We start from the raw sequence: 23730 nt of genomic DNA on the forward strand, positions 1-23730 counted from the left end.
CTTCTCTCATTAGGCTGCCGCGTTTCCGGCCCTTCCGGTTACGCGTTTCTGCAGCCCGCGCGACTTAGCGGTGAACTTATTTCGGGCGCTTGGCACCGTAGCGGCTGCGAGCCTGCTTGCGCTTGTCAACTGCAGCGCAGTCGAGAGCGGCGCGGATGACCTTGTAACGGACACCAGGAAGGTCCTTAACACGGCCGCCGCGGATGAGCACCATGGAGTGCTCCTGCAGGTTGTGGCCCTCGCCCGGGATGTAGGCGGTAACTTCCATACCGTTGACCAGGCGGACACGGCAGACCTTACGCAGAGCCGAGTTCGGCTTCTTGGGGGTGGTGGTGTACACGCGGGTGCACACGCCACGCTTCTGCGGGTTGCCCTTCAGCGCCGGAGTCTTCGACTTCACGGCAGCCGTTTTGCGGCCCTTGCGGACCAGCTGATTGATGGTAGGCAAAATCTTCTCCTTCGCTCTTGCCTCCGACGGCGTACGAGACCGCCGTCGCATTTCTTCGTCGGCCACTCGTGTGCGTTCAGCTGATGCGCACACGACGACCTTCACCTTTTCAGGCGCGAGTTGGAACTTTAACACCGGGTATAGGGGCTGTCAAACGCCACGCACCCGGGTGTGTCTATTGCTATTGTACTGTGTTTGGGCTGGTCATACAAGGTTTTTTTGACGTGTGAGCCACGTTTTGCACACAAATTCGGAAAAAGTTGTTGCATATTATTCGCCGCCGTGGGTGGGGTTTAGGGAAGCGTGGATTCATGGGCAGCACACCGCAGCGACTTGTGCGATAACCGGGATGGAAACATAGACGAGCTGTATTATTTGCGCGCGCCCAGGATGAGCTGCTCCACCAAGCGCGCCGTGCCTTCGAGGTTTTCCACCGTGATGTACTCGTCGCGCGAATGGTAGTTCGCCATGCCCGTGGCCAGAGTGATGGCGCGCACGCCGCGCCCGGCAAGGATGTTCGCGTCCGCCCCGCCGCCCGAGGCGTGCAGGCGCGGCGTGAGGCCCGCAACGCGCGCAGCGGTAACCACACTCTGCACAAGCGAATCGTGCTCACCGTAGGAAATGGGCAGGTAATCGGTGCGCCACTGGATGTCCACGCTGCCGTGAGCTTGGGCGGCCGCCGTGCGCATGGCGTCGTCCATGGCCGCACGCTCGGCGCGGGCGCGCTCAACCGACGTGGAGCGGCACTCCCCCGACAGCCAACACGTGGCGGGCACGACGTTCGTAGCGCCGTCGCACTCGATGACGCCGACGTTTGCGGTGGTGTGGGCCGACACGCGGCCGAGCGGCATGTGGCACACGGCCTGCGCGGCCATGCGCAGCGCCGAGTTGCCGCGCTCGGGCTCCACACCCGCGTGGGCGGCCTGGCCGTGAAACGTTGCCGTGAACGTGCAGTGGCACGGCGCCGACTGGATGATGGTGCCCGGGTCGCCGTCGGCGTCTAGCACGTAGCAGGGCGCGCCGGCCGGCAACGCCGAGACGTCAAGCGCGCCGGAGCCAAGCAGGTGCAGCTCTTCGCACGTGGTCAGCACCACGCAGATCTCGGGCAGCTGCTCCCCTGTTTCCACCAGGCTGCGCACGGCCTCGAAGATGCCCGCGACGCCCGCTTTATCGTCGGCGGACAGGATAGTGTCACCAGCCGAGCGAATGACGCCGTCTTCGACCACCGGCTCAATGCCCGCGCACGGCTGCACCGTGTCCATGTGGCCGCACAGCACCAGCGCACCCGGCACGTCGCCTGCGCGGCGCGCGATGAGGTTGCCCGTGTCGGAGCCCGTCTGGGCTGCGGAATCGTCGAAGTGCACCGTGAAGCCGAGGGCTTCCAGCTCGATGCGGCACCGCGCGGCTATGGCGCTTTCGTGCCGCGACGGGCTTTCGATGCGCACAAGCTCGCAAAACAGGTTCAACAGGCGGTCGGGTTTCATGGCATCTCCGTTTCCTACAGCGAAAGCCGCGCAAGGCGGCTTTCGGTCATTGGTTTTCGTTACCTATTATATGGTGAGATCGGGCGCGGGCAGGCGCAAGGGCGCGGGCGGCCGGCAAAGATGCGTAAAGCGCATTCCGCATGGGCTATGCAACTGAAACCTGCCGGCACATAAGCGAATTGCGTCTGGCAAGCTTCCGCAGAAGATGAACGCGTGCGGCCACAAGGAAGCAAGCGGTCGGCAAAGATATGCAAGCGCATTCCGATGGGATTCGCAACGCAATGATGCCAGCACGCAAGTGCATTGCGGTCGATAAGCTTCCGCAAAAAGCCCTGCGCGCTATGCGCGAGCTGCGGCCTGGACGTCTTGAGCGTCCTGCTCGCCGCGCAGGCGGTCACGTTCGGCGTCGATGGCGCGGTTGCGGAAGTACACCACCCAGTTCGCGGCGATGCACACCACGTTGATGAAGTACACGGCAAGCACCCAGTTGATGGTGCCCGACACGAACTTCGCCGCAATGCCGGCGAAGTAGCCGAGCGTGATAAGCAGGATGAACTGCCAGCTGGTGCCCGCGGCCGTGCGGGCCTTGAAGTTCTTGTACGCGTTCATCGGCCACGAAAGCCCGAAGCAAATGAGCATGATCGCCTCGAGTGCCTCTGCCATTTCCGTCATCTCCTTGGTGGTATTCTGCAGGTGCGCTGTGGGCGTATGCCCGCGGCGGTTCGTTATGGTAGAACTGTTAACGTTATGATTTAAGCGTTTTCGATAATCTTCGCGTTATCGACACAGAGCAACACGACAGGGGCGAGGCTAAGCATGGAGCTTTTGCAGCTGCGATATTTTCACGAGGTGGCGCAAACGCAGCATATGACGAATTCGGCGAAGCGGCTGGGCGTGGCGCAGCCGGCGCTGACGCAGGCCATCCGGCGGCTGGAGGGCGAGCTTGACGCGAAGCTGTTCGAGCGGCAAGGACGCAACATCCGCTTGACGCCGTGCGGGCAGGCGCTTGAGGATCATATCGCGCCGCTGTTGTCTGGGCTCGAGCAGGTGCCCGACGTGATTGCGCAGGCCAAAGGTGCCGAACGCAACACGGTGCGCGTGGACGTGGAAGCCGCCACGCTTATGACGGTCGACGCCATCGCGGCGTTTCGGGCGGCGTGCCCGCAGACGGCGTTCGTCATCAACCAGGCGAATGCGGCGGCGCGCTGGGACGTGCGCGTAAAGACTGTGCTGGCGGGTGCCGCCGTTGGCGCGAAGGGTGCGCACGCGTTTCGGGAGCGCATCTGCTTGGCGGTGCCGCGCGAGCATGTGAGCGAAAGCGGCAGCGTGGCGCTGGCGGATTTCGCGGGGGCGCCGTTCGTGGCGCTGGCGGGGACGCGCGCGTTTCGCGCCGTGTGCGACGAGCTGTGCAGGCAGGCGGGGTTCGCGCCGAACGTGGTGTTCGAGTCCGACAGCCCCGATGTGGTGCGCAAGTTCATAGCGCTGGGGCTTGGCGTGGGGTTTTGGCCCGAGCACAGCTGGGGCGCGCTTGAGAGCGCGGACGTGGCGCTGGCGCCGATTGCCGACGAGCGCTTCGCACGCGATATCGTGGTGGAGGCGGCGGCGCGCCCGCTGGGGCAAAAGGCCGCCGAGTTCCACGCGTTTCTGCTGGATTTCGTAGGCAGGCGCATGAACGGCGAAGGCGAATAACGGCGGCGTGCGGCTGCTTGACGAGTGTGGGCCGCGATTGAATGGTCGATGCTGTGCGGCGATTGATTGCTGCGGGCGTTCGGGTTGTCCTCGGTTACACAAAATGCGCAACGGCGCGCGAACGATCTTTCGGAAGCACCTTGCCAGCCGGGAAACGCACGCAGCGACCGGATGGGCGTAGCACGAAAGTGTGCACAATAGCTGTTGCCCCTGCTTAAAACGAACGAAGGCCCCGGGCTTTGCGCCTGGGGCCTTCGCGATGATGCCGGTGCAAATCGGTTACAGGGCCAGGATAGGGGCTGCGACCTGCTTCTTGCGGGACAGCACGCCGGGCATCCAGACGGACTTGCCCGTGACGTCGATGTTGAACGCGCGATTCACAAAATCGGTGTCGCCTTCGCAGATGAACTGGCTGCCTTCGGCCAGGATGTCGGTAGCGAAGAACAGCACGAACTGGTAGCCCTTCTCAGCCACGAGCGCCTTGATGGCCTCGCGGATTTCAGGCTCGCGGTCAAGCACGGCCTTGAGGTCGACCGTTTCGTACTGGCCGATGTAGACCTTGTTGCCGTTGGAAAGCTCGAACTCCTTGGCATCGGCGTTCACCAGCTTGTCGACGGGCAGCTCGGCGGGGTTGGAACGGCACTTGAAGATGGACATGCCGTACTCCACCGGGTCCACGCCGACGGCCTCGGCCGTGCGGGCGATGATGTCGCGGTCGAAGTCGGTGGTGGTGGGCGACTTCATGATAACGGTGTCGGTGAGCATGGCACCGAGCAGCAACGCGGCGATGGACTGCGGCAGCTCCACGCCTTCAATCTCGAACTCGCGCGCGACGATGGCCGCGGTGGAGCCGACGGGGCGGGCGTTGAAGCGCAGCGGCTGGGCCGTGACCAGGCCGCCAAGGCGGTGATGGTCGACGATTTCCAGGATTTCGGCGGCGTCAAGGCCGTCGGCGGACTGCAGCGCCTCGTTGTGGTCGACGAGGATGACCTGCTGGCCGGCTTCCACGGACTCGATAAGGCGCGGGGTCTCGATGCCGCGCTCGCCGAGGATCCACTCGGTCTCGGGCGGCAGCGCGCCCAGGCGGACCGCCTCGTACGTGGCGTCGACGCCGTAGCGCTTCGCCAGCTCGTTCTTCAGATACGCGTAGCCAACAGCCGCGCTGATAGCATCGTTGTCGGGATTCTTGTGACCGAACACCAGAATGGGTGCCGCCATGTGATCGCTCCTTACCTTCGCCGACGCGCCGTCGGCGCATCCTTCGTCTTGCTCATAAGCGGCCCTGCGACAAGCGCATGGGGCCAACTCGTTATTATACTGCCCGTTTGCGCACGCGAGCGAAACGAGCGCAAAACGCCCAGGAGCACCCGCCGGCGGCAAGAAACCCGCGAACCGGGCCGGGCCGGTAAATTCATGTAACGCATAGGCGTGGAAGTGGCGGGGAGCGGCTATAGTGTTCGCAAGACGTTGGAGCGCGGCGAGGTTTCTCGGCGCGGGCGCATCATCGCCTTCTTGCAGCGAAGAATAGGAGCGACCATGGAAACGCTGGGGTTGACCGACATCATCGGGCCGGTAATGGTGGGGCCGTCGAGCAGCCACACCGCTGGTGCGCTGCGCATCGCGTACATGGCGCGCAAACTGGCCGGTAGCCTGCCGCGGCGCGTGGAGTTTCGCCTGCTTGGCAGCTTCGCGCACACGCTGACCGGGCACGGCACCGACAAGGCGCTTGTGGCCGGCATGCTGGGCTTTTCGCCCGATGACCTGCGCATTCGCAATTCATTTGCCCACGCGCGCGAAGCGGGGCTTCATTTTGAGTTCACTCCCCTGCCCGACTCGGACGACTACGAGCACCCCAACACCATCGACATGGTCATCGACGGCGCCGACGGCGCGCGCATGTGCGTGCGCGGCGAAAGCGTGGGCGGCGGCGCGGCGGTTATCCGCAAGATCGACGGCGTGGACGTGTACATCACCGGCGAGAACCACTCCATCGTGGTGCAGCAGATCGACGAGCCCGGCGTGCTTGCGCACATTGCCACGTGCTTGAGCGAGCACGGCGTGAACATCGCTACCGCGCGCATGTACCGCGAGCAGCGCGGCGACGTGGCCTACACCGTGCTTGAAACCGACCAGAGCATCAGCGAAGACGCGCGCGAGGCCATCATAGCTAACCCGCTTATCCGCGGCTGCCGCGTCATCCCCGCCGCCACCGTGGCCGGCGAGGCGCCGGCGCCGGTTGATGCCGACGTGCAGGCGCGGGCGCTCGAGGATTTGCGGGCGCTGGATTTCGGCACGGGAAGCGCGCTTTTGGAGCTGTGCCGGGCACGCAAAGCTTCCATTTCCGAGGTGTTCTTCCGCCGCGAGCAGGCCGTTCAGGAAAGCCGTGGGTTCGCCGACGGCACGCAGGCGTACCTTTTGCGCGTGCTGCGCGTCATGAAGGACGCTGCGTTCGGGCCGCTTGACGAGCCGGCGAATTCCATGGGCGGGCTTTTGGGCGGCGAGGCGCAGCGCATGGCGAAGCTGCGCCGGCATGCGCGCAACGTGTGCGGCGAGCCCATATCGTCGGCGGCGGCGTACGCCATGGCCGTGCTGGAAACGAACGCGTCCATGGGCCGCATCGTGGCGGCGCCGACGGCGGGTTCGGCCGGCGTTATCCCCGGCGTGCTGCTGTCGCTGCAAGTCACGAAGGGGTTCACGGACGACGAGCTGGTGCGTGCGCTGGGATGCGCGGCGGCCGTGGGGTACCTGATCACGCGCAACGCCACCGTGGCCGGCGCCGAGGGCGGCTGCCAGGCCGAGATCGGCAGCGCCGCGGCCATGGCGGCGGCGGCGACCGTGGAGCTTGAAGGTGGCACACCCGAGCAGTGCCTGGACGCGGCAGGCAACGCGCTGACGAACATGATGGGGCTGGTGTGCGATCCCGTGGCGGGCCTCGTTGAGGTGCCGTGCCAGAAGCGCAACGCATCAGGTGCGGCAACAGCACTGGTCAGCGCACAGATTTCGCTGGCGAACGTCGGCAACCTGGTTGGGTTCGACCAAACGGTGGAGGCCATGTACAAGGTTGGCCGCAGCCTGCCGTTCGAGTTACGCGAAAGCGCCCTGGGCGGCCTGGCAGCCACGCCCGACGCCTGCACCTGGTGCGAATCCCACATGTGCGGAAAGTAGAGGTTACAAGCAAAACGCCCCTCGTGATTTGCGAGGGGCGCTGGTTTGTTAGTTGATTTTTACGATGGGGGCGTAATCTTTCAGAAGCTTTTTCGTTTGGCCGGATTTGGTGAAGCGGACGTAGAGGGTGTCGCCGTCGACTTTCGTGACTTTGCCGCGGCCGAACGTCTTGTGGTCCACCATGTCGCCGGCGGCAAACGTCATCTTCGCGGCCGCCTTCTTCTCGGCGCCCGGACGCACATACGCTCCCGAAACCGCGCGGCCCGAGCCCATGCCGGAGCCCATGCGACCCGTGCGCGCCTCGCGGCGCTCGCGGTCGGAGCGCCCACCAGGCATGCTGGCGCTTGATCGGCCGAACACGCGCCCGCCGCCGGCCTCCACACCGCTGCCGGATATGCCCTTGCGGCTGCCGCGCTTCTCCCAGCCGGTGCCCGAGAAGCCCTGGCTGCCCACGCCCATGGTTTGGCGCAGCTCGGAGGGAATTTCGTGCACGAAGCGCGACACGGGATTCGACTGTGTTTGGCCGAAAATCTGGCGCGTGTAGGCGCACGTGAGGTACAGCACCTTGCGGGCGCGCGTGATGGCAACGTAGGCCAAGCGGCGCTCCTCCTCGATGCCGGCCGCGTCGCCGACGCTGTTCATGTGTGGGAACAGCGTCTCCTCCATGCCGGCCACGAACACGCAGTCGAACTCCAAGCCCTTGCTGGCGTGCACGGTCATCATGGTGACGGCCTGGCCGTCGTCTTCCATGGTGTCAAGGTCGGTACGCAGGCGCACCCACTCCAAAAAGTCGGCCAGCGAATCGCCGCGCAGCACGCGCACCGGCTCATCGGCAGCAGCCGCCTTCTCTTCACCAACACCTTCCCCACCAGCGGTTACACCGACTACAACCGGCGCGTCATCCGCAAGTTGTCCACCCATAGGCAGCGAAGAGTCAGCGAGGGTTTCCCCAATGCCCGAGCCTTCGTCAGCAGCCGCGGATTGGGTGCGAGGGGAAGCCGCAGCGTCGAGCGCATCCGCCGTTCGTAGAACGGCGGAATGCTGAGGCGCCGCGTAGTCGGCGTCTTCCTCGTCGTGCGTGTCCACGAACTCGTCGACTACCGACAAGAACTCTTGGATGTTCTCGATGCGCCCGCGCGCCTCGTCGGTGTTTTCGGCCTGCAGCGCGCCGATAAGGCCCGACTTATCGATAACGGCCTCGATGAGCTTGCGCAAATCGCCCGAATACGACTGCGCGTCTTTCACCAGTTGCACGAACTCGCCCACGCTGCGACGCGTGGAGGCGCGCAGCTCGGGGTCGGCCGCGGCCAGCTCGGCGCCTTCCATAAACGTCATGCCCATTTCGCGCGCGAACTGCTCGATGCGCTCGATGGTGGACTTGCCGATGCCGCGGCGCGGCGTGTTGATAACCCGCTTGGCCGCGATGTCGTCGGCGGGGTTCACCACCAGCGTGAGGTACGCCATGACGTCGCGGATTTCGGCGCGCTCGAAGAAGCGCGTGCCGCCGACGATGCGGTACGGCACGCCGGCGCGCAGCAGCATGTCTTCAAGCATGCGCGACTGCGCGTTCGTGCGGTAGAACACCGCCACCTGGTTGTAACTGAGGCCCTTCTGGCGCTGTTTCTCGATTTCGCCGGCAATCCAGCGGCCCTCGTCGCGCTCGTCAGTGGCCATGTACACGTGGATTTTCTCGCCGTCTTCCTGGTCGGTGAACAGCTTTTTGGCCTTGCGATGCTGGTTGTTCGCGATGACCGCGTTCGCCGCGGCCAGCACGTTGCCGACGCTGCGGTAGTTCTGCTCCAGCTTCACGGTGGTGCAGCGCGGGTAGTCCTTCTCGAAGTCGAGGATGTTGCGGATGTCAGCGCCGCGCCAGCTGTAAATGGACTGGTCGTCGTCGCCGACCACCATGATGTTGCCGTGCTGCTCGGCCAAAAGGCGCGTGATCTCGTACTGCGCGTGGTTCGTGTCCTGATACTCGTCCACCATGATGTAGCGGAAGCGCAGTTGGTAGGCCTCCAGCACCTCGGGGTGGTTTTTGAGCAACAGATACGCGTACAGCAGCAAATCGTCGAAGTCGAAAGCGTTCGCCTGCTTCAGGCGCTCCTGCAGCCGCTCGTACACGCGCGCAGCCACCTTGCCCACCGGGTCGTTGGCCTCTTTGGCGAACACGCCGGGAGCCTTCAGCTCGTTTTTCGCCGTGGAAATGCGGTTCATGAGCGCGTTTACGGGGAAGCGCTTCGGGTCGATGTCGAGCTCGGCCATGATTTCCTTGTACAGGCGCTTTTGGTCGTCGGTGTCGTAGATGGTGAAACTTTTCGAGAAACCCAGCAGCTCTGCGTCGGCGCGCAGCATGCGCACGCACATGCTGTGGAACGTGGACACCCACATGCCGCGGCTGCGCGGCCCCACCAGGCCTTGCAGACGTTCGCGCATTTCCGCGGCGGCCTTGTTCGTGAACGTGATGGCCAAAATTTCCCACGGCGCCACGTCAAGGTCTTCGAGGATGTGCGCGATGCGGTACGTGAGCACGCGCGTTTTACCTGATCCGGCGCCTGCAAGCACAAGCAGCGGGCCTTCGGTGCATTCGACGGCCGCGCGCTGCGGGCCGTTGAGCGTGGTGATGTCGACGGGCATGTGGGGTTCCTTCGGGCTAAACCGCCGGCCTCGCGGGCTTACGCAGCAGCTGAGCTAGCAGGGCGCGCGGGTGGCGAAGGCGACGGGATGATTCCAATGGTTGCGCCGTGAAGCGCAACGTATGATTCTAGCGCAGCTTGGCAGCAGGTTCACGGCCGCGGCGCACGCATGCACAGCATAGGCAGATAGTGTTCTATTTTCGCAGGACAATAGGTGGCCAAAGCGCAGGCGAAGGGCGCGAAGGAGCGATGCGCCGGCGGCCCGATGCTCCGCACAGGCAGCCATACCGCGCCCGCCCGGACAGCGACGTAAACGCAGATTCCGCAAAGAGCGAAGCGATTGCCGATGCGCCCAACGCTTCCTTAACGAGAGCGAACGCGAAAGCAACAGCGATGCGGTACCATAATCGATGCCGAAATGCGGCAAACCGGGCAAAAGCGCAAGGCGAAGGAGGCGAACATGGGCGCGTGGACGAAAGCGAACAGCACCGACGGGCTGCTGGGCCACGTTGAACTTGACCGCGTGCTCGACACGCAAAACTTCGCCATAAGCGACGCCTGCGTAGGGTGCGGGCGCTGCGAGCGCATCTGCCCCGCCGGCGCCATCGTGATGGACGGCAAGCGCCCCACCTGGCCCGATGCCGAATGTCTTATGTGCTTAGGATGCGTGCGCGCCTGCCCCGCCCGCGCCATCAGCTACGGCGCGCGACAATAAATCCGGGCCGCAGGAGCAAGCAGGGCGACGCCGCGCGGCAGAGCCGGCGCCCCACCCCTCCCTAAACGCACGAAGGCGAACCGGGGAATCCGATTCGCCTTCGAAAAATGCTTCGCAAGCAACGCGCTGCGCGCTATCCGCAAACGCCGCTACACGATCTTCTTGCCAAACACGGCCGCAATCTCGCGCAGCTCTTCGACGAGCACGCGGAACTGGGCCGGAGTCAGCTGCTGCGGGCCGTCGGACAGGGCCGCCGGCGGGTTGGGATGCACCTCGATCATGATGGAGTCGGCGCCCACGGCAACCGCGGCGCGGGCCAAGGACGGCACCAGGTCGCGCACGCCAGCCGGGTGCGACACGTCGACGCAGATGGGCAGCAGGCTTTGCTTGTGGATAACCGGCACCGCGGAGATGTCGAGCGTGAAGCGCGTGGCCGTTTCGAACGTGCGCAGGCCGCGCTCGCATAGCACGACGTTGTCATTGCCCTCCATGGTGATGTAGTCGGTTGCGGCCAGCCACTCGGCGATGGTGCCCGCGAAACCGCGCTTGAACAACACCATCTTGCGCGAGTCCTTCGTGACCTTGCCGATGTTTTTCAGCAGGCTGAAATTCTGGAAGTTGCGCGCGCCCACCTGCAGGCCGTCGACGTAGGAGTGCACCAGCTCGCAGTGCTCGGAGTCCATGACTTCCGTGAGCGTTTTCAGGCCGTACTTCTCGCCGCCGGCCTTCATAATCTTCAGCGCTTCCTCGCCGAGGCCCTGGAAGCTGTGCGGGTTCGTGCGCGGCTTGTAGGCGCCACCGCGAATCCAGGAAAGGCCCAGGTCGTGAATGCATTCGGCAACTTCGAAGAACTGCTCTTCGCTTTCTACCGAGCAAGGACCGGCGTAGATGGTGATCTCGTCGGTGCGGGTGCCGTAATCCGGCAGCTTCGTTTCGATATGCTGTTCGCTCATGCCGACGGAGTCTCCTTCATGACCTTCAGGATAGTGCTGTAAATCTCGCGGAGGTTGTCGTTATAGAGCGGCCCTTCGTTGAAGCTGTCAACCTTCTCGAAAATCTCCTCCTCGCGCTTCGGGTCATACAGACCCATACGCGCACCGGGCTTCAGACCGCGAATGACCAGCGAGTGACCGGCGCGCTTGTTCAGCAGCGCGACGATCTGACGGTCGATTTCGTCGATCTTGGCACGATGTTCCTGGATCTGCTCGAACGAGCTGTTCTGATCAGACATCGGCTTTTCCTTCCATACTTGCAAGTGGTAACGAGCATGGCCGCGCGCGCCGCTTCCCTGCTGCGGCGCGCCGCTTGCGCGACAAGCGGCCCTCGTGTGGCAAACATGATAGCAAAAGAGCCCGGCAAGCTGGGGATATCGCGCCAGATATGTCGGTGAACTTTTCAGGGCGTGGCGGCAGACGTTATGCCAGCACGCCCGCCATCTGCAAGGCGAACACGCCGAGCACCAGCACGCCGACAATGATGCGGTACCAGCCGAACGCCGTGAAGTCGTTGCGCTTGATGTAGCCCATGAGGAATTTGATGGACACGACCGACATAACGAACGCCGAGACGATGCCGACGACGAGCACGACGATCTCGGTTTGCGTCATGACCAGACCGGCCGCCACGAACTTCAGGCATTTCACCAGGCCCCAGCCGAACATGATAGGGATGGCCAGGAAGAACGTGAACTCGGCCGCCGCGGTTCGGCTGCAGCCGCACAGCATGCCGCCGATGATGGTGGCGCCGGAACGCGACGTGCCGGGGATGATGGCCAGCACCTGGAAGCAGCCGATTTTCAGCGCCGTTTTCCAGTCGATGTGGTCGACGTCGGCGATGCGGAACATGCGGCGCTCCGCATCGGCCTCGATGTCGGCGCTAGATGCCGCCGTGGCCGCAAGCGGTTGCATGCGCGCGTGGCGACCGCGCGGCATGGTGGGCTGCGCGCGCTCGGACTCGATGGCGCGGTGACATTCGCCCAGGCGGCGACGGTTGCGGCGCTCGAGCACGATGAACACCACGCCGTACAGGATGAGCATGGCCGCCACGCACACCTTATTGTAGAAGTGGGCGTTCACCCAGTCGTCGAACAGGATGCCGATGACGGCCGCCGGGATGCAACCGATGGCAACCATGCCCCACAAACGCCACGTTGCACACTTCTCATCTGCGGTTTTGCGAGGGCTTACCGGGTTGAGCTTGTGAAAGTACAACGTGAGCACGGCCAGGATGGCGCCGATTTGGATGACGACGAGGAACAGCGCGAGGAATTCCGGCGACACCTGCAGCTGCACGAAGTCGTCGACGATGATCATGTGGCCCGTCGATGAGATGGGCAGCCATTCGGTAACGCCCTCGACAATGCCGATGAGCAGGGATTTCAGCGCTTCGATAATCATATTCCGCCTTTCGCTTGCTTCGTACGCGACAACAACCGCAAGCGGCGCCCAGCGTTGCCGCGGAGCAAGATTTCAGGCCGCAAGAGCGCATCGCGGCTTCCCAGTGTCGCGCGCAAGCCGCTCACGCCGAAGGCTTTTCAGCGGAAACCAGCCCAGGCGCACGAACATTTTACGTGTGCTTGATATTCGGGCCCGCCGTGACCACCGCGGTTGCCCGTTGTGGGCGGTTTAGGCGGCCGCAAGGTCGAAAAATGACGCCACCCCCTGCGTTGTGGGTGGTTTTCGACCATCTCGATCGGCAGCGCCCCTTCTAAACCGCCCACAACGCAGGGGGTGGCGCCCATACCGGCGCCACTATCCAGCCAAACCGCCCACAACCGTCATAGCGTTGTGTTGAAGATGCGCGCGAAACGAGCCGCCACCTGCCGCTATCGTGTAAGATGGGCGAATACGCAAATGCGAAGGGAAAGCGCGGCCGCGTGCGCGGCCGGCGCAGCGCAATAAGAACCGAAAAGGAGCCGCTTGTGAGCACCGCATCGTCCACCACCAGCCAGAAAGTCGCCGTGTTCGACTTCGGCGCGCAATACGGGCAGCTGATCGCCCGCCGCGTGCGCGATTTGCACGTGTACTCCGAAATCGTACCGTGCGACATCACCGCCGACGAGGTGCGCGAGATGGCGCCTGCAGCCATCATCCTGTCCGGCGGCCCGGCCTCCGTCAACGCCGAGGACGCGCCGCGCGTCGACCCTGCCATCTACGAGCTGGGCGTGCCGATCCTGGGCTTTTGCTACGGCCATCAGGTGACCTCCGTCACCTTGGGCGGCAGCGTGTACCATCCCGAGGTGGGCGAATACGGCCCCGCCGAGCTGCACGTCTCCGGCGGCGCGCTGTTCAAGGGCACGCCGGCCGATCAAACCGTGTGGATGAGCCATTTCGATGCCGTGAAGGACGTTCCCTCAGGCTTTTCCGTAGTCGCCTCCACCGACGTGTGCCCCGTGGCCGCCATGGAGTGCCCCGAGCGCAAGATCTACACCACGCAGTTCCACCCCGAGGTCAAGCACACCCAGTTCGGCAACCAGATGCTCAAGAACTTCCTGTTCGACATCTGCGGCCTTGAGCCGAACTGGACCATGGACAACCTGGTGGAAACCCTGACCGCCGACTTCCGCGAGAAGGTCGGCTCCGACCGCGTCATCCTGGCCCTTTCGGGCGGCGTCGACTCCTCCGTGGTGGCCGCGCTGGGCGCTCGCGCCGTCGGCAAGCAGATGACCTGCGTGTTCGTCAACCACGGCCTGCTGCGCAAGGGCGAGCCCGAGCAGGTCGAGGACGTGTTCACCAAGCAGTTCGACGTCGACTTCATCCACGTTCACGCCGAAGAGCGCTACGCCAAGCTGCTCGACGGCGTCACCGACCCCGAGCAGAAGCGCCGCATCATCGGCACGCAGTTCTGGGAGGAGTTCTTCACCGTGGCCCAGCAGCTCGACGGCGTGAAGTACCTGGCCCAGGGCACCATCTACCCCGACATCATCGAGTCCGGCGCGCGCAAGACGGGCGGCAAGGCGGCAACTATCAAAAGCCACCACAACCTCATCCCGTTCCCCGAGGGCGTGCATTTCGATCTGATCGAGCCGCTTGACCACTTCTTCAAGGACGAGGTGCGCGCGCTGGGCACGGCGCTGGGCCTGCCCGATCACATCGTGCATCGCCAGCCGTTCCCCGGCCCTGGCCTGGCCATCCGCATCATCGGCGCGGTTTCCCCTGAGAAGCTTGAGATCTTGAAGAACGCCGACGCCATCGTGCGCGAGGAGCTTGACGCGTACAACCAGCGCCTGTTCGAGGAAACCGGCGAGCGCAATTCCGAGCACAGCTGCTGGCAGTATTTCGCCGTGCTGCCCGACATCAAGTCGGTGGGCGTCATGGGCGATGAGCGCACCTACCAGCGCCCCATCATCCTGCGCGCCGTGGAAAGCTCCGACGCCATGACCGCCGACTGGGCGAAGCTGCCCTACGATCTGCTGGCGAAGATCTCCAGCCGCATCGTGGCCGAGGTGCCTGGCGCCAACCGCGTGTGCTACGACATCACCCCCAAGCCCCCCGCGACGATTGAGTGGGAGTAGTCTGACAGGGTTCTGACCTGTATTTTTGAGTGCCGCACTGTGCTGCTGAGTTTCGTTTTGTACGAGAGTCACGGCAAAGCCGCCAGCGACATTGGTGAGTAAATCCGATTATCGAGCCTCTGTTCCCGCGTCGGAACGGAGGCTTTTTCTTTGGCTATTTACTCCCTTTCACCTGCAATTTCGCGATTTACTCCCCGTGTTTCGAGACGGCAAGGCACGGGGCGGTATTCGGAGGAATGGGAGTAAGGATTTATCCCGAGTGAGTAGACGCGCGATTTTTGTCCCCGAGAACGAAAAGGGGCCGTTTTAGGTCCTTTGAAACTCAAATCGAACTCAATAGGCCTTTTGACGGTCTCTGTGCGGCGTTTTCCCAGGTCGTTAATGGGGAGTAAAGAATCTCACCGTCTCAAGGAAAGCGGGAGTAATCAGGGGAAATGCCGCGGGGTACCGCCGTGTGCCGCCATGTAAGCCACCGCGTCATTTACTCCCCAGGTGCGCCGAAAATGCCTTTGCATGCAATGGGGAGTAAAAACTCAACATACGCAGGCGTGAGCGGCGCTCACCGCCTAGCTTGGCGTCCTGATTCGGTTGCGCTGGTTGCGAAATGCGGGGAGCCGCTACAGCGAGGCTTTCCAGTCCTCGTATTCGTCGGCGTCGATCTCGCCGTTCTCGAGCTGCGCGCGCTTCTCTGCCCACAGCTCGATCGCCGTCGCGGCTTTGGGCGCGTGCGGAGCCTTGGGGTTCAGGGAGAGGCCCGTGCCGTCGGCGGAGGGAACGATGCCGAACGAGTCCTCGAGCCGCACGAGCAGCGACATGAGGTCGCCCGCGGTCTCGACGCCATAGTCCTTGAGGGCGTTGACGGACACGCCGAGCGCCGCGGAGATGGACTCGAGCAGCTCGGGCTTGACGGCGCGGATGCCGCTCTCGTAGTGGCGCACGGCCCCCTCGGTCAGGCCGACGGCCTCGGCGAGTTGAGCCTGCGTCATGCCGCGCGACTTGCGGTACCGCCTTATGTTTTTGCCTACGGACATGCGCCCTCCTCCTGGAATTACGTATCAGCACATCTTATCAGCGTACGTAAATGTACGCAATTCTATTGACAGTACAGATACGTACGTTTACTCTGAATCTGTAAACCGTACGTATTCGTACGCCATTGATTGGAGGAGCCATGGACGAGAAGGTGGCGAAGACGCCGAGGCCGCACATGCTGGACGCCGACGAGGTCGCGGAGCTGCTGAGGATCAAGAAAGGCAGCGCCTACGAGGTGATCAGGAAGATAAACGCCGAGCAGGAGGCGCGCGGGCGCGTGGTTATCCGCGGACGCGTCCGGAGCGACGTCTTCGACGCCCTGTACTTCCCGGAGGTGGACTGACATGCCCGTGTACAAGGATGGCAACAACGGCACGTTCTACGTGCAGTGCTACTACCGCGACGCCCGCGGCTCGAAGCGCCACAAGACGAAGCGCGGCTTCTCCTCCGAGGTGGAGGCCGCAGTGTGGGAGAGCCAGTTCAAGAGCCTTAACGGCGGGGCCATGGACATGACGTTCTCCGAGTTCGTCGAGGTGTACGCCTCCGAGGTGAAGCCGCGCGTACGCGAGCACACGTGGATCACCAAGGAGTACATCATCAACGACAAGCTCGTGCCGTTCTTCGGAGACATGCGCATGTGCGACGTGAGGCCGATCGACCTCATCAGGTGGCAAAACGAGCTCACCGAGCACCGGGACGCCGACGGGAAGCCCTGGGCGCCGACGTACCTGCGCACGGTGAACAACCAACTGAACGCCATCTTCAACCACGCCGAGCGCTACTACGGCCTCACCGACAACCCGGTGCGCAGGGTCGACAAGATAGGCTCGAAGAAGGGCGGCGAGATGCAGTTCTGGACCAAGGACGAGTACCTGAGGTTCAGCGAGGCGGTCATGGACAAGCCGCTGTCGTTCCACGCCTTCGAGCTGCTGTACTGGACGGGCATACGCTGCGGCGAGCTCCTGGCGCTCACGCCGTCCGACTTCATGCTGGATAGCTCGCGGCTGCGCATCAACAAGTCGTACCAGAGCCTCCACGGCGTGGACACCGTGACCGACCCCAAGACGCCCAAGTCCGTGCGCACGATCGTCATGCCCGCCTTCCTTCGCGACGAGATGGCGGACTTCATCGAGATGCGCGACGACGTCGCCCCCGACGAGCGCCTGTTCGCCGTGACCAAGCACTTCCTGGCCCACGAGATGGAGCGCGGGTGCAAGGCGTCGGGCGTGAAGCGCATCCGCATACACGACATACGCCACAGCCACGTGAGCCTGCTGATCGAGATGGGCTTCTCCGCGCTGGCCATCGCCGAGCGCATGGGCCACGAGGCGGTGGACATCACCTACCGCTACGCGCACCTGTTCCCCACGAAGCAGGACGAGATGGCCGCCGCGCTCGATGGAGCGAGGGGGTAAGCAAGATGCCGTGCGAGAACAGCGCCCGCAAGCGCAGCAAGACGATGGCGTTTCGCTGCACGCCCGAGGAGCACAAGCTCATATGCGAGATGGCAGCCTGGAGCGGCATGAGCAGGCAGGACTACATCATCGCCAAGCTCACCGATACCCAGGTCGAGGTGAGGCCCTCTGTAAGCGTGCAGAAGGCGTTGAAGGACTCGATGGCGGAGTTGTCCAAGGAAGTACGGCTGGCGGCCTCCTACGGCGAGCTGAGCGAGTCCCTGCAGCAGAGGATCGAGCTCGTGATGAGGTTCTTCCTGGCGCTCGGCGAGGGGGTTGAGGCACCAGTGACGGAAGCGCCACCGCAAACCTCGCATTTGGAAGAGCCGACAACATCCGTCATGGATGCGGGCTCCGACACCGCAAGCATCTTCGAGATGGGGCGCATGTAAGGTTTAACGCCAGACCTCCAACGCCTTGTCCGCAAGCCATTCGGCGCGATCGGCGATATCGCCCTCGTCCCAAGACTCCTTCTCCAGGGCGCCGGCCATGGTCGCAAGGCCGGCGGCGCAGAGGGCAAGACCGTCCTTGTATCCCTTTCCCTGCTTCTTGGTGGGCCAATCGGCATCGCGGATGGAGGCGTTGAGCGAATGCGTGATGATGGCGAGGTTGCCGAGCGTGAGGAGCTTCCTGTCCCTTCGCGTGGCAGCCTCATCGTCGAGGGCTCCCCATTTGTTGCGCCACTTCTTGGGCATCATGTGTTCGAGGGTGTACTGGTTGAACCCGAGCAGGGCCGTGCTGCTCATGCCTGGGCGAATGGCGCTTTCCAGCAGATAGAGAACGCCCTTGGACTGAAGGTTGTACAGACACGATTCCTCGAACGCCCTTCGAACCTCGTCATCGCCGGGCATGTACGTCGTCGCCTCTTCGTTTGCTTCAAGAGCCTTCCTCAGCGTCTCCGCGTCCTTCACCTCGTTCAGGATCAGCGAGGTGAACAGCCTGTTGTAGTTCTTCGTGGTCGCCTGAACCAGCGTTCGGCGGACGATGTAGCTCTCAAGCAGGGCGAAGACCTCGGATTCCTCGCCCGAAGACTCCGCGTTCTTGCGAACGTAGAGCACGTACGGGATGAGCGTCGAGTTCTTGAGGCCGAATATCAGCACGTTCAGGCGCTCGACGCCGGGAGCGGAGGGGATGTCCGCGTCGCAGTAGCCGGGGTCGAACGTGGACTCGAACACCTCGGCATACGCCTTCATGCTGTCGAGGATCTCGTCCTTGTCTCCGTTGCAGTACCTGCCGATGAAGTCCTTGTAGGACTGGAAGAGGTTGGACGTGCGCGAATAGAAGAGCTTGTCCTCGGTCGTGACGCCGCGCTTCTTGTCCTGAACCAGGATCTGGAGGAACGCGTCGAAGAACAGGTCGACGAGCGTGCGCTTGATGCGCCCGGTAACGACCTCCTGCTCCCAATACTCCCTCTTCTCCGCCGTGGGTTCGAAGACGTCCTCCCAGCACTCCTTGAACGCCTGCTCGTTCTCGCGGTTGAAGAAGTAGTTCTTGAGGAGCTCCGCCGTCGTCAGGCGCACCCCGAGCGAGTTGATGGTGTCGAATATCTGCTGCTCGTCCTCGCCCTCGGTGAGATCGATGCAGACGAACTGGACGTTCGACTTGATCGTGTTCCTGTCGACCTTCTCTGGGTCGATGTTCTTGAGGAAATAGTTGTAGGCAAGGACGATGGACGAGGAGCCCTCGACAGGCTCGCAGCCCGTGGCGCTGACGACCTTCTCGAAATCCTGCCGGTCGTACTTGCCATGTCTCAAGGCGACTTCGCCGGTCTCCAGGACGAAATCTCGCTCGAACAGCCTATCGGCGTCGATTCTCGCGCAGAGTGCCTTGAAGAAGATGACCATGGTCGTGAGGCGCTGCTGGCCGTCGATGACTGTGCGAACCTCGGACACCTCGGACCAAGTGTTGCCGGAGGAGGCTTGCTTCAGGATGATCGAGCCCAGGAAATAAGGTCGCTTCGAAGCCGTGACGAACTCCATGTCGCCGAGGAAGCGCTCCCATTGCTCTTCTCCCCAGACGTACGCCCTTTGGTAGAAAGGTATTTCGAGCAGGCGCGATCCGTTGAACACGCCGCTTATCGTAGATTTTCCTGCATCCATCCTTAAAGCCCTATCTTTCCTTCGCAGTTGTTACTTATGAGCCAATATCGTCAGTGCGCCGTTCGGCCTCTTAGTATTCCAGGCTCTTGGCATCTTCTCCCAGCAGGCGCTCGAAGACGATACGCAGGTCCTCGTCATCGAGGTAGCCGCCCTCAAGGCAGCCGCGGTCGATGGCGTCGAGCATCGTCTGCTCCTTCTCCTTCAAGCGGTCGTAGATCACGGCGTCGAGGGATAGCTCCCTGCCGTCGCGCATGAACTTCTCGCGCATGAAGTAGTAGCGCGTCTTCTGGTCGTCGGGCAGGCCCAGACGGTGTATGCGGTCCTTTGACTGCAGCAGGTGCACCAAGTTGTAGCTGTACTCGAAATACACCGCGTCGTGGCAGACGCTGTGCAGAGAGACCGACTCGGCAAGCGTCTGCGGGTTGGTCACGAGCACCCTGAAGCGCCCCGCGCGGAAGTCGTCCAGAATCTCGCGTCTCTCTTCCTGTGGCGTGGCGCCGTAGATCGCCTCTGCCGGAATCCCCATGGCGGCGAGGTCGCGGCGGAGGTTGCTGATGCTGCGTACGAAGATGCACCATACTATGACGGGGCGGCCTTCGGCGACGATGCGCTCCACGAGCCGCTCGCACGCCACGAGCTTCGAGCTCGGGCGGCTTCGCTCGATGGCCTCGTAGAACGTCTGCGAGAAGTCGACGTAGTCGATATCCGAGTAGTCATCGCCGACCTGGTCGAGCACGTACTCGAGGTCGCCTGGGTCCACTGCAGAGCAGAGCATCTCGGGGTCGCTCTCGAGCTGCAGGGTGCGTATGATCCTCGCGAGCGCGTTGGGGCAAGACGCGTACAGGACTCGCAGCAATGTGTCCTCATCGGGCGTCGCCTCGACCTCCACGATCTCGTCGGGCTCCGGGCGCGGCACGCCGAGCTCGTCCTTGTTCGTTCGGCAGAAGAAGGGCGCCAGGCTGTCGTTGAGGCTTGCCTGGAGGTCCGCATCGGGCGCGCGGAGCTCGCCCGGCTCGTAGCCGAAGAACGTGTCGTAGTCCTCGGGGTACAGGATGTGCAGCAGGTTGTAGATGTCCTGGTAGGTGTTCGGGATGGGCGTTCCCGTAAGGGCGATCACGAACTTCGCGCCGTCGGCCGCCTCGAGCGCGGCTTCCGCGCGCCTGCCGCCGATGGCCTTCACCCGGTGCACCTCGTCGAAGACGAGCAGGGTCTGGTCGGGGATGATGGCATGCAGCTCCCGCACGTAGCCCGAGAGCGACTCGTAGTTGAACGTGAACAGGTTGCACGCGCCGCTGTCGAGCGACAGCGCGTTGCGCCTGCGCTCGGTCGACATCGCCGCTATGGCGGGGTCTCCCAGCGAGAAGCAGCTCAAAGGCAGCTTATCCCCGAAGGTGGCGACCCACTCCTTCTCCCACGACTCGAAGCCGTTCTTGGGGCAAACCACCACGATGCGGCGCGCGAGCCCCAAATGGCGAAGGTAGGCGAACACGCCGAGCACCGTCGCGGTCTTGCCGGCGCCGGGCACCGAGAAGTCGGCCGCGCGCCCAACCGTCGCCATGAAGAAGGCGTCGAGCATCTGCCGGTCGCGCAGGGGACGCACCATCGAGGCGTTCACTACGTCGCGGAACTCCCGGAAGCGCGGCCCCAGCTGGGGGTCGTCGGCGATGCCCTCGGCGGTCTGCGCCTTGATGGCCAACCCCACCTCGGAGCGCTCGCGGATGTAGGTCTCGCCGGCGTTCACGAAGGCGCCGAAGCTCGGGTCAACCGCGACCTCGACGCCGTGGCCGTCGGCCTCCATGATCGCCTCGAGCATGTCCTGGCACTCGCGAAGGCCCATGCCGCCGTCGAGTAGGATGCGGTCGCGATCGGTGCCGTCGACGGCGCTCGCCGGGTAGTACAGCCAGGCGCGCCATGCGGCCGAGGCCATGAACGAGGCGATGTCTTGCCCCTCGATGCGCAGGTACATGCCGGGGCGCGCCTCGTCGTAGCAGACGACGGCCCTAGGCGCGCTCATCGATCTCACCGATCAGCTCTTCCACCTTGTCGGCGACGGCAACGAGGTTGCGGCGCACCTTCTCGAGCTCGTCGGGTCCCAGCACGTCGAGCATCTCGGGAAGGATCTTCTCGAGCTCGGAGAGGCAGTCGGCGGATTTCTTGGCGGGCGTGTCCATGAGCTTGACGCGGCGCACGGTCTCTCTTGCGCGGTCGCCTGCGCGCTTGAAGCCGTCGACGAGGTTGCCGTCCGAGCGCAGCTCGCTCACCTTCTCGCGCGTGAGGGCGTCGGGACCCATCTTCTCGAGGAGCTCGGACATGGCCTGCAGCTCGGCGGCCTTGAAGTCGGCCTCCGCATCCGTGCCTGCCACGCTGCCGAAGTCTCTCACGTATCGGGTGATGTCGCCCTCGGGCTGCACCACCATGTTGGCGAACATGAGTCGTTTGACAAGCTGTTTGTCGCGCCTGTTGTCGTACTTCTTCAGCACGCGGCTGAACTCGCCCAAGGGGCCATCGACCTTGAGGGCGCGGGCGAGGTGGTACTGCTCGGGGGCCTGGCAGAATTCGAGGAACTCCTCCATGTACTGGGCGCGGTCGACGAGTTTTTTCACCTCCGCCTCGGTCATGCCCGTCGCGTTGCCGTACTCCGCAGGGGTTATGAGGTGGTTCTTAACCACGTCGCGGTATACGCCGACGAGGCGGTCGACGGGATCGTACGCCACCTTCTCCTCTTCGCCGATTTGGATGGCGAGCTCGAGCAGCTTGATGCGCTTGGGGTCGCTGCCTGTGGCGTCGTCGAGGATGGCGGCCTCGAACCAGCCCGCCTCGTTGTTCGCCCGCGCGAGGCGGCGGACGCAGGTCAGGCGTCGGTTGCCGTCGATGACGCGTCCGTCGTTGAGCACGATGCCCGGCCTAAGCTGGCCGCGAAGGGCGATGCTCTTCTCGGTCTTCCTGAGCGCGCCGGGGTTGCTCTCGACGATGAAGTCCTCGATGACGCCGTTGTACTCGTCGCGGCCAAGGGCGAGCAGATCCGCGCCCTGCGCGGAGTTGTACTCGCTTACCCAAGTGGCGATGCGGTCGTTCTGGTCGTTGTAGAACAGCAGATCGCACTTGATGCGGTAGATGTCGAAGTCGCGCGTCACGTTGTCGATGGAGTGCTTCTCCTTGCGACCCGTCGGCAGGACGTTGCCAGTCGCGATCCCTTCCTCAAGCAAGCTCATTTCGTGCCTCCTTCTTCCATGCCTCCATGGATGAGTAATATGCGTCCCCGATGTCGTCGTAGTAGACGTCGGAGTTGTAAATGGTCGTCGTCAGAAGCGGTGCCGGGCACGTGATGCCCAGATCGTTCGCGAGCAGTCTCGGCAGGTCATCGCGCTCGATTCCCTCATGGTGGGCGACGATCCACTCGATGAGGTCGGCTGCGGAAAGCCGCCCCTCGCCTCCGGCGACGAACACCTTGGTTCCGGCGAGCGTGCAGCTGCGCAGGAGCCCTCCCGCGTCGAGCAGTCCCTCGTAGAAGTCGTCGGGCATGTCCAGCCCGTACAGCGGATGCGGAGTGGCGCCGCCCGCGCGCAGGCTCGCCACGGTGAAGGGCTCGCCTTCGGGCGCATCCACGCTCACCGCGGGCGCGTACGACTCGATGTCCGCCATGCGCGCGCCTAGCACGTCGTGCAGCCGCGAGAACGAGATGTAGCTGTCGCCCTCGTAGAGAAGTAAGCGGTGGTCCGAAAGCGCCTGGCGCAGCACCTGGCGGAAGGCGGGGTGCTGCCACACGGCGTTCTCGAAGCCGGCGTCGCCCTTCGCGAAAGACGGATGCTCGGCCAGCAGCCGCGTGAAGTGGTCGTTCGGGGTGCTCCCTTCTCGGAAGAGCAAGCCGCGGTCCTCGTAGTAGCCCGCATCCTCGATGCCGCGGTCGAGCGCTTCGGGCGGATCGTCGGGAAACTCGAAGGCGAAGCGCCGACGCACGAGGCCTTCGTCGCAGATGCGGCCGGCAAGCTCCCGGGCAAGGAAGCCCTCGAGGGTGGGTGCCTCGCGCTCGGTGTCGTGCGCTACGGGCACATCCGCACGGGAGGCCGGGGCGCCCGTCGGGCATTCAGCGACCTCGACGCCAAGCCACTCCGAGAAGCTCACGTCCGCGGGCTCGGCGAACAGGTCGAGCCATATCGCGGCGATGCCTGCGCTGAAGCCGTATTCGCGCTCGTAGGCTTTCGCGGCGACGTTTCTGGGCTCGTCCGCATGGCGCTCGGCGAAGGCGCGCACCTGACGGCGGCGGTCGACCTTGCCGAACCCGACAGAGAGGTGGTCGCCCAGGGTGACGCCCTCGTCTGCGTTCCAGAAGACCTGCTTCAGCTCATCGTAGAGAGCGATGGGCGTGGTGATCCCCACGCGCCTTAGCTCATTGCGCGAGACGCGAAAGACTAGACGGGCGCAAAGTTCGGTATCCTCACGCCGTGCCGCACTCACCGCCGCTCGCGCAGCCTCTGCACGCCCATCCTGTTTGCTGTCG

At 63.8% G+C, this 23730-nt stretch carries 20 protein-coding genes; 7 read left to right on the forward strand and 13 right to left on the reverse strand.

Annotation, left to right across the window (positions count from 1 at the left end):
* Positions 1-76 precede the first annotated feature (76 nt).
* The 3 genes from rpsL to ET524_RS01755 form a co-directional block, all read right to left on the reverse strand.
* Positions 77-448 (reverse strand): 30S ribosomal protein S12, encoded by a 372-nt coding sequence (rpsL, locus tag ET524_RS01745; RefSeq protein WP_129423086.1) that lies wholly within the window; start codon positions 446-448, stop codon positions 77-79.
* A 371-nt stretch (positions 449-819) separates the two neighbouring features.
* Positions 820-1932 carry a M20/M25/M40 family metallo-hydrolase gene (locus tag ET524_RS01750; RefSeq protein ID WP_129423087.1) on the reverse strand — a complete coding sequence of 371 codons (1113 nt, stop codon included), beginning with the start codon at positions 1930-1932 and terminating at the stop codon, positions 820-822.
* A 339-nt stretch (positions 1933-2271) separates the two neighbouring features.
* Positions 2272-2595 carry a hypothetical protein gene (locus ET524_RS01755; protein WP_129423088.1) on the reverse strand — a complete coding sequence of 108 codons (324 nt, stop codon included), beginning with the start codon at positions 2593-2595 and terminating at the stop codon, positions 2272-2274.
* Positions 2596-2748: 153 nt separating this feature from the next.
* Between ET524_RS01755 and ET524_RS01760 the strand changes: the two genes are divergently transcribed.
* A complete protein-coding gene (locus ET524_RS01760; RefSeq protein WP_129423089.1) occupies positions 2749-3621 on the forward strand; it encodes a LysR family transcriptional regulator in 873 nt (290 codons plus the stop codon).
* A 279-nt stretch (positions 3622-3900) separates the two neighbouring features.
* On the opposite strand, the gene ET524_RS01765 is transcribed toward ET524_RS01760, so the two are convergent.
* Positions 3901-4839, reverse strand: a complete 939-nt coding sequence (locus tag ET524_RS01765) for a manganese-dependent inorganic pyrophosphatase (protein ID WP_129423090.1) — start codon at positions 4837-4839, stop codon at positions 3901-3903.
* Positions 4840-5157: 318 nt separating this feature from the next.
* On the opposite strand from ET524_RS01765, the gene sdaAA reads away from it, so the two are divergent.
* Positions 5158-6786, forward strand: coding sequence for an L-serine ammonia-lyase, iron-sulfur-dependent, subunit alpha (gene sdaAA / locus ET524_RS01770; RefSeq protein WP_129423091.1), 1629 nt, complete (start codon positions 5158-5160; stop codon positions 6784-6786).
* Between the two features lie 48 nt (positions 6787-6834).
* Here sdaAA and ET524_RS01775 read toward each other — a convergent pair whose 3' ends face one another.
* Positions 6835-9420 carry an ATP-dependent helicase gene (locus ET524_RS01775; protein ID WP_129423092.1) on the reverse strand — a complete coding sequence of 862 codons (2586 nt, stop codon included), beginning with the start codon at positions 9418-9420 and terminating at the stop codon, positions 6835-6837.
* 417 nt (positions 9421-9837) lie between these two features.
* Here ET524_RS01775 and ET524_RS01780 point away from each other — a divergent pair, with 417 nt between their 5' ends.
* Positions 9838-10134: an EFR1 family ferrodoxin gene (locus ET524_RS01780; RefSeq protein ID WP_129423093.1), complete on the forward strand. Its 297-nt coding sequence runs from the start codon at positions 9838-9840 to the stop codon at positions 10132-10134.
* A 149-nt stretch (positions 10135-10283) separates the two neighbouring features.
* Here the strand turns inward: ET524_RS01780 and aroF are convergent, their stop codons facing one another.
* From aroF to ET524_RS01795, 3 genes are all read right to left on the reverse strand, one after another.
* Positions 10284-11087: a 3-deoxy-7-phosphoheptulonate synthase gene (aroF, locus tag ET524_RS01785; RefSeq protein ID WP_129423094.1), complete on the reverse strand. Its 804-nt coding sequence runs from the start codon at positions 11085-11087 to the stop codon at positions 10284-10286.
* The gene (locus tag ET524_RS01790; protein ID WP_129423095.1) at positions 11084-11365 is read right to left on the reverse strand and encodes a chorismate mutase; all 282 of its coding nucleotides are present in this window, start codon (positions 11363-11365) and stop codon (positions 11084-11086) included. The genes aroF and ET524_RS01790 overlap by 4 nt, the downstream gene beginning before the upstream one ends.
* Before the next feature lie 184 nt (positions 11366-11549).
* Positions 11550-12530 (reverse strand): undecaprenyl-diphosphate phosphatase, encoded by a 981-nt coding sequence (locus ET524_RS01795; protein WP_129423096.1) that lies wholly within the window; start codon positions 12528-12530, stop codon positions 11550-11552.
* Positions 12531-13054: 524 nt separating this feature from the next.
* Here ET524_RS01795 and guaA point away from each other — a divergent pair.
* Positions 13055-14647: a glutamine-hydrolyzing GMP synthase gene (gene guaA / locus ET524_RS01800; protein WP_236648231.1), complete on the forward strand. Its 1593-nt coding sequence runs from the start codon at positions 13055-13057 to the stop codon at positions 14645-14647.
* A 617-nt stretch (positions 14648-15264) separates the two neighbouring features.
* On the opposite strand, the gene ET524_RS01805 is transcribed toward guaA, so the two are convergent.
* On the reverse strand, positions 15265-15678 hold the full coding sequence (locus ET524_RS01805) for a helix-turn-helix domain-containing protein (protein ID WP_129423098.1): 414 nt from the start codon (positions 15676-15678) through the stop codon (positions 15265-15267).
* Positions 15679-15818: 140 nt separating this feature from the next.
* Here ET524_RS01805 and ET524_RS01810 point away from each other — a divergent pair, with 140 nt between their 5' ends.
* The 3 genes from ET524_RS01810 to ET524_RS01820 are packed head-to-tail and all read left to right on the forward strand — an operon-like array spanning position 15819 to position 17525.
* Positions 15819-16022 carry a hypothetical protein gene (locus ET524_RS01810; RefSeq protein ID WP_006681531.1) on the forward strand — a complete coding sequence of 68 codons (204 nt, stop codon included), beginning with the start codon at positions 15819-15821 and terminating at the stop codon, positions 16020-16022.
* A gap of 1 nt (position 16023) precedes the next feature.
* A complete protein-coding gene (locus ET524_RS01815; RefSeq protein ID WP_101677768.1) occupies positions 16024-17094 on the forward strand; it encodes a site-specific integrase in 1071 nt (356 codons plus the stop codon).
* A 5-nt stretch (positions 17095-17099) separates the two neighbouring features.
* Positions 17100-17525 (forward strand): plasmid mobilization protein, encoded by a 426-nt coding sequence (locus ET524_RS01820; RefSeq protein WP_099432718.1) that lies wholly within the window; start codon positions 17100-17102, stop codon positions 17523-17525.
* 3 nt (positions 17526-17528) lie between these two features.
* Here the strand turns inward: ET524_RS01820 and ET524_RS01825 are convergent, their stop codons facing one another.
* From ET524_RS01825 to ET524_RS01840, 4 genes are all read right to left on the reverse strand, one after another.
* Positions 17529-19232 (reverse strand): DUF262 domain-containing protein, encoded by a 1704-nt coding sequence (locus ET524_RS01825; protein WP_101677769.1) that lies wholly within the window; start codon positions 19230-19232, stop codon positions 17529-17531.
* A 70-nt stretch (positions 19233-19302) separates the two neighbouring features.
* On the reverse strand, positions 19303-21198 hold the full coding sequence (locus tag ET524_RS01830; RefSeq protein ID WP_129423099.1) for a DEAD/DEAH box helicase: 1896 nt from the start codon (positions 21196-21198) through the stop codon (positions 19303-19305).
* A 34-nt stretch (positions 21199-21232) separates the two neighbouring features.
* A complete protein-coding gene (locus ET524_RS01835) occupies positions 21233-22444 on the reverse strand; it encodes a hypothetical protein (RefSeq protein WP_079535895.1) in 1212 nt (403 codons plus the stop codon).
* A complete protein-coding gene (locus ET524_RS01840; RefSeq protein ID WP_101677771.1) occupies positions 22431-23609 on the reverse strand; it encodes a hypothetical protein in 1179 nt (392 codons plus the stop codon). The genes ET524_RS01835 and ET524_RS01840 overlap by 14 nt, the downstream gene beginning before the upstream one ends.
* Between the last annotated feature and the right edge of the window lie 121 nt (positions 23610-23730).

The sequence above is a fragment of the Senegalimassilia faecalis genome (genome assembly GCF_004135645.1).
Taxonomy (GTDB): domain Bacteria; phylum Actinomycetota; class Coriobacteriia; order Coriobacteriales; family Eggerthellaceae; genus Senegalimassilia; species Senegalimassilia faecalis.

Coding starts and splice junctions, on each gene's coding strand:
- ET524_RS01750 (WP_129423087.1), bottom strand. CDS start 1,932: ATGAAACCCGACCGCCTGTTGAACCTGTTTTGCGAGCTTGTGCGCATC.
- ET524_RS01755 (WP_129423088.1), bottom strand. CDS start 2,595: ATGGCAGAGGCACTCGAGGCGATCATGCTCATTTGCTTCGGGCTTTCG.
- ET524_RS01760 (WP_129423089.1), top strand. CDS start 2,749: ATGGAGCTTTTGCAGCTGCGATATTTTCACGAGGTGGCGCAAACGCAG.
- ET524_RS01765 (WP_129423090.1), bottom strand. CDS start 4,839: ATGGCGGCACCCATTCTGGTGTTCGGTCACAAGAATCCCGACAACGAT.
- sdaAA (WP_129423091.1), top strand. CDS start 5,158: ATGGAAACGCTGGGGTTGACCGACATCATCGGGCCGGTAATGGTGGGG.
- ET524_RS01775 (WP_129423092.1), bottom strand. CDS start 9,420: ATGCCCGTCGACATCACCACGCTCAACGGCCCGCAGCGCGCGGCCGTC.
- ET524_RS01780 (WP_129423093.1), top strand. CDS start 9,838: ATGCGGCAAACCGGGCAAAAGCGCAAGGCGAAGGAGGCGAACATGGGC.
- aroF (WP_129423094.1), bottom strand. CDS start 11,087: ATGAGCGAACAGCATATCGAAACGAAGCTGCCGGATTACGGCACCCGC.
- ET524_RS01790 (WP_129423095.1), bottom strand. CDS start 11,365: ATGTCTGATCAGAACAGCTCGTTCGAGCAGATCCAGGAACATCGTGCC.
- ET524_RS01795 (WP_129423096.1), bottom strand. CDS start 12,530: ATGATTATCGAAGCGCTGAAATCCCTGCTCATCGGCATTGTCGAGGGC.
- ET524_RS01805 (WP_129423098.1), bottom strand. CDS start 15,678: ATGTCCGTAGGCAAAAACATAAGGCGGTACCGCAAGTCGCGCGGCATG.
- ET524_RS01810 (WP_006681531.1), top strand. CDS start 15,819: ATGGACGAGAAGGTGGCGAAGACGCCGAGGCCGCACATGCTGGACGCC.
- ET524_RS01815 (WP_101677768.1), top strand. CDS start 16,024: ATGCCCGTGTACAAGGATGGCAACAACGGCACGTTCTACGTGCAGTGC.
- ET524_RS01820 (WP_099432718.1), top strand. CDS start 17,100: ATGCCGTGCGAGAACAGCGCCCGCAAGCGCAGCAAGACGATGGCGTTT.
- ET524_RS01825 (WP_101677769.1), bottom strand. CDS start 19,232: ATGGATGCAGGAAAATCTACGATAAGCGGCGTGTTCAACGGATCGCGC.
- ET524_RS01830 (WP_129423099.1), bottom strand. CDS start 21,198: ATGTACCTGCGCATCGAGGGGCAAGACATCGCCTCGTTCATGGCCTCG.
- ET524_RS01835 (WP_079535895.1), bottom strand. CDS start 22,444: ATGAGCTTGCTTGAGGAAGGGATCGCGACTGGCAACGTCCTGCCGACG.